This is a genomic window from Micromonospora sp. NPDC049580, from assembly GCF_040675595.1.
Taxonomy (GTDB): Bacteria; Actinomycetota; Actinomycetes; order Mycobacteriales; family Micromonosporaceae; genus Micromonospora.
Genome location: NZ_JBFAPG010000529.1, coordinates 1 through 4,066, shown reverse-complemented (window position 1 = coordinate 4,066; position 4,066 = coordinate 1). Strand labels below are relative to the sequence as shown.

3 protein-coding genes are annotated in these 4,066 nt (G+C 73.9%); all 3 read right to left on the bottom strand.

Annotated elements, in window-relative coordinates; translation table 11 throughout:
- Positions 1-1,215, bottom strand: a 1,215-nt coding sequence (locus tag AB0J68_RS28425; protein ID WP_363941505.1) for a mannitol dehydrogenase family protein, incomplete at its 3' end; no start/stop codon positions are given.
- A complete protein-coding gene (locus tag AB0J68_RS28420) occupies positions 1,206-2,510 on the bottom strand; it encodes an enolase C-terminal domain-like protein (RefSeq protein ID WP_363941503.1) in 1,305 nt (434 codons plus the stop codon). The genes AB0J68_RS28420 and AB0J68_RS28425, both read right to left, overlap by 10 nt.
- Positions 2,507-3,940 (bottom strand): glucuronate isomerase, encoded by a 1,434-nt coding sequence (gene uxaC, locus AB0J68_RS28415; protein WP_363941500.1) that lies wholly within the window; start codon positions 3,938-3,940, stop codon positions 2,507-2,509. Before uxaC ends, AB0J68_RS28420 begins: the two co-directional genes overlap by 4 nt.
- Positions 3,941-4,066 lie beyond the last annotated feature (126 nt).

Genomic DNA, 4,066 nt, shown 5'->3' with positions numbered 1-4,066 from the left:
GCGCGCGGACCGGCCGGCCGCGCGCAGGTCGGCGATGGTGTGCAGGATGCGCTGCGGCAACTTCTGCGAGCCGTCCACCGCGACCTGCAGGGTGCGGTGCCGGATCGCCGGGTTGGCGAACCGGGCGAGGACCTGCTCGCCGTAGTCGACCACGCGCACCCCGTCCGGCGGCGTGAAGCTGGCCGCGACGTCCTCGGCGATCAGCCGGCGCAGCACGTCGGTCAGGTGCGGGATCTCGAGGGCGTCGGCGATGGTCTCCCGGCCGGCCAGCGCGCCGAGGTACGCCACGGCCGAGTGCACGCCGTTGAGGGTGCGCAGCTTCAACCGCTCCCACGGCCCGGCGTCGCCGGTGAGCACCGCCCCGGCGTGCTCCCAGCCCGGCCGCCCGCCGGGGAAGTCGTCCTCGATCACCCACTGCGCGTACGGCTCGGCGGCCACCGCGGCCAGGTCGGTCACGCCGAGCGCCCGGCGGGCCGCGTCGATGGTCTCCAGGGTGCTGGCCGGCACGATGCGGTCCACCATGGTCCCGGGGCAGGTCACGTTGGCGACCACCCAGTCGACCAGCCCGGCGGGCACCCCGGCGGCCCGCTCGACCGCCTGGTCGACCAGACCGCGCAGCCGCCGGCCGTTGGCCGGCAGGTTGTCGCAGCTCACCAGCGCCAGCGGCCCGGCGTCGGCGGCGGCGCGGGCGGCCAGCCCGCGCAGCAGCAGCCCCGGCACGGTCGTCGGTCCCTGATGACCGGCGAGGTCCGCGGCGAGCGCGGCGTCCGGGGACAGTCGGCCGGTCACCGGATCGAGGTGGTACGCCTTCTCGGTGACGGTGAGCGTCACGACGCGGACCGCCGGGTCGGCGAGCAACGCCACCACGGCGCCCGGGTCGCTCGGAGCATGCCGTACGCCGCTGAGCGCGCCCACCACCCGGGTGGTGGTGCCGGCGGCGGAGAGGGCGCTGACGCTGAACAGGTTGTCCTGGGCGGTGAGCGCCTCGACCAGGGCGGTGCTGCGCGGGGCGACGGCCATGATGCCCCAGTCGCCGCCGGCCGCGCCGACCGCCGCCTCGGTGTAGACGGCCTGGTGCGCCCGGTGGAACGCACCCAACCCCAGGTGTACGACGCCCGTCGGCACGGTGCCCGGCCGGATGAGGGGACGGGACTCGACGGGCAGGTGGCGCAGCACCCCCAGGCCGAGGCGGGACGCGCCGACGGTCACCGCCATGCCGGACCGTCCGGGAAGCGGAACTCGGCGATCGACGACGGGTTCATGGTGGCGCTGTAGCCGGGCCGGTCGGGCAGCAGGTAGCGGCCGCCGCGGGTGCGTACCGGGTCGACGAAGTGCTCGTGCAGGTGGTCGACGTACTCGATCATCCGACCGTCCAGGGCGGCGCCCACCCGCAGGTAGTCGAAGATCGCCAGGTGCTGGACGTACTCGCAGAGGCCGACGCCGCCGGCGTGCGGGCAGACCGGCACCCCGAACTTCGCCGCCAGCAGCAGCTCGGCCAGGACCTCGTTGACGCCGCCGACCCGGCACGCGTCGATCTGCATCACGCCGATCGCCTCGGCCTGGAGCAGCTGCTTGAAGATCACCCGGTTGGCGGCGACCTCGCCGGTGGCCACCCGGCACCGCCCGCCGGTCAGCTCGTCGACGGCGCGCGCGATCCGGGCGTGACCGAGGATGTCGTCGGCGTGGGTCGGCTCCTCGATCCAGTACGGGTCCACCTCCGCGAGGGCGGTCATCGCCGTGATCGCCTCGTCGACGTCCCACACCTGGTTGGCGTCCATCATCAGCAGCGCGTCCGGGCCGATCTCGGAGCGGATGATCCGGGCCCGGCGCAGGTCGTCGGCGAGCGGGCCGCCCACCTTCATCTTCATCGCCCGCCACCCGTCGTCGTACGCCTGCCGGGTCAACGCCCGCACCTTGTCGTCCGGGTAGCCGAGCCAACCGACCGAGGTGGTGTACGAAGGAAAACCGTCACGTTCGAGCGTGCTCAGTCGGTCGGCCAGGCCGTCGCGTCCCTTGTCGAGGATGGCCGCCGCGTCGTCCGGGGTGAGCGCGTCGGTGATGTGCTTGAAGTCGACGCTGGCGACCAGCTCGTCAGTCGGCAGTTCGGCGAGGAACCGCCACATCGGCTTGCCGGCGATCCTGGCCCGCAGGTCCCACACGGCGTTGACAAGCGCGCCGGTCGCCATGTGGATGACGCCCTTCTCCGGCCCCAGCCAGCGCAACTGCACGTCGGCGCTGAGCGAGCGCCAGAACGCCACGGGCTCGGCCGCGATCTCCTCGACCGTCCGACCCTCGACGTGGTGGGCCAGCGCCCGCACCGCCGCGCAGGTGATCTCGTTTCCCCGGCCGTTGGTGAAGGTGAACCCCGCGCCGACCGCCCCGGCGTCGGTGCCCAGCTCGACGTACGTCGCCGAGTAGTCGCCCCGGTTGATCGCGTCGGACCCGTCGCCCCGCGCGGCGGTCGGGAACCGCACGTCGTGCACCTCGACGGACGTGATGGTGACACTCACTGGTCGACCCCTCCGAAGTTGAAGACCCGCTTGGGCAGCCGGTACGCCAGGTCGACGATCGTCTCGGCCGCCTCGTCCAGCGGCAGCCGCTGCTCGGCGACCAACCGGGCCAGGAAGCCGGCGTCGACCCGGCGGGCCACGTCGTGGCGTACCGGGATGGAGCAGAACGCCCGGGTGTCGTCGACGAACCCGGTGGTGTTGTAGAAGCCGGCGCTCTCGGTGACCGTCTCCCGGAACCGGCGCAGCACCTCGGGGGAGTCGAGGAACCACCAGGGCGCGCCGAGCAGCAGCGCGGCGTAGCCGCCGGCGAGGGGCGCGAGCTCACGGGTGAAGGTGTCCTCGTCGAGGGTGTAGAGCACCACCCGCAGCCGGGGGTCGTTGCCGTGGCGCTCAAGCAGCGGCGCGAGCGCGTGCACGTACTCGGTGGCCTGCGGCACGTCGCCGCCCACGTCGCGGCCGTGCCGGTCGTACAGCCAGCGGTTGTGGTTGCGCACCGCGCCGGGGTGCAGCTGCATGACCAGGCCGTCGTCGAGCGACATCCGGGCGAACTCCATGAGCATGTGCGCCCGGAACGCCTCCGCGTCGGCCGCGTCGGCCGTGCCGCGCAGGCCCCGGTCGTACAGCCGGGCGGCCTCGGCCGGGGTCAGGTCCAGGGTGCGGGCGGTGGGGTGGCCGTGGTCCGACGAGGTCGCCCCGGCCGCGATGAACGCGGCCCGCCGGGCCCGCAGCGCGGCCAGATAGCCGGTGTACGTGCCGGTGTCCTCGCCGGTCAGCGCGCCGAGGCGCGCCACGTTGGACGTCCAGCCCTCGTACTCCATGTCCACCACGTCGTCCGGGCGGAACGTGGTGACCACCCGGCCGCCCGGCCCGCCCCACCCGTCGGCGGCGAGCTTGGCGTGCTGCGCGAGGTCGTCCAGCGGCGACTCGGTGGTCGCGAGCACCTCGATTCCGAACCGCTCGAACAGCGCCCGCGGCCGGAAGTCCGGCTCGGCGAGCCGGGCCGCGATCTCGTCGTAGACGGTGTCGGCGGTGGCCGGGCCGAGCGGAGTCTGCACACCGAACACGGTGCGGAAGGTCTGCTCCAGCCAGAGCCGCGACGGGGTTCCCCGGAACAGGTGCCAGTGCGCGGCGAAGCGCCGCCAGATCACCCGCCCGTCGGTCTCGGTCGGGCTTCCGTCGCGGGTCGGCACGCCCAGGTCCGACGGGGGGACGCCCTGACTGAGCAGCATCCTCGTCAGGTAGTGGTCGGGCACGATGAGCAGCCGCGCCGGGTCTGGAAAGGGCTGGTCCTGCGCGAGCAGGGCCGGGTCGACGTGCCCGTGCGGCGAGATGATCGGCTGTTGCGCCGCGAGGGCGTACAGCTCCCGGGCGATCGCGCGCTGCCCGGGCTCGGAGGGCAGGAGCAGGTCGGTGTGGTCGGACGTCGGCACGGGGCTGGGCTCCTCGTCGGTGGTCAGCGGGGGGTGAGCAGATCGGCGACCCGGACCGGTTGGCCGGTTTCGAAGGACCGGTTGGCGGCCAGGCCGGTGAGCAGGGCCAGCGCGCCGTCGTCGGCC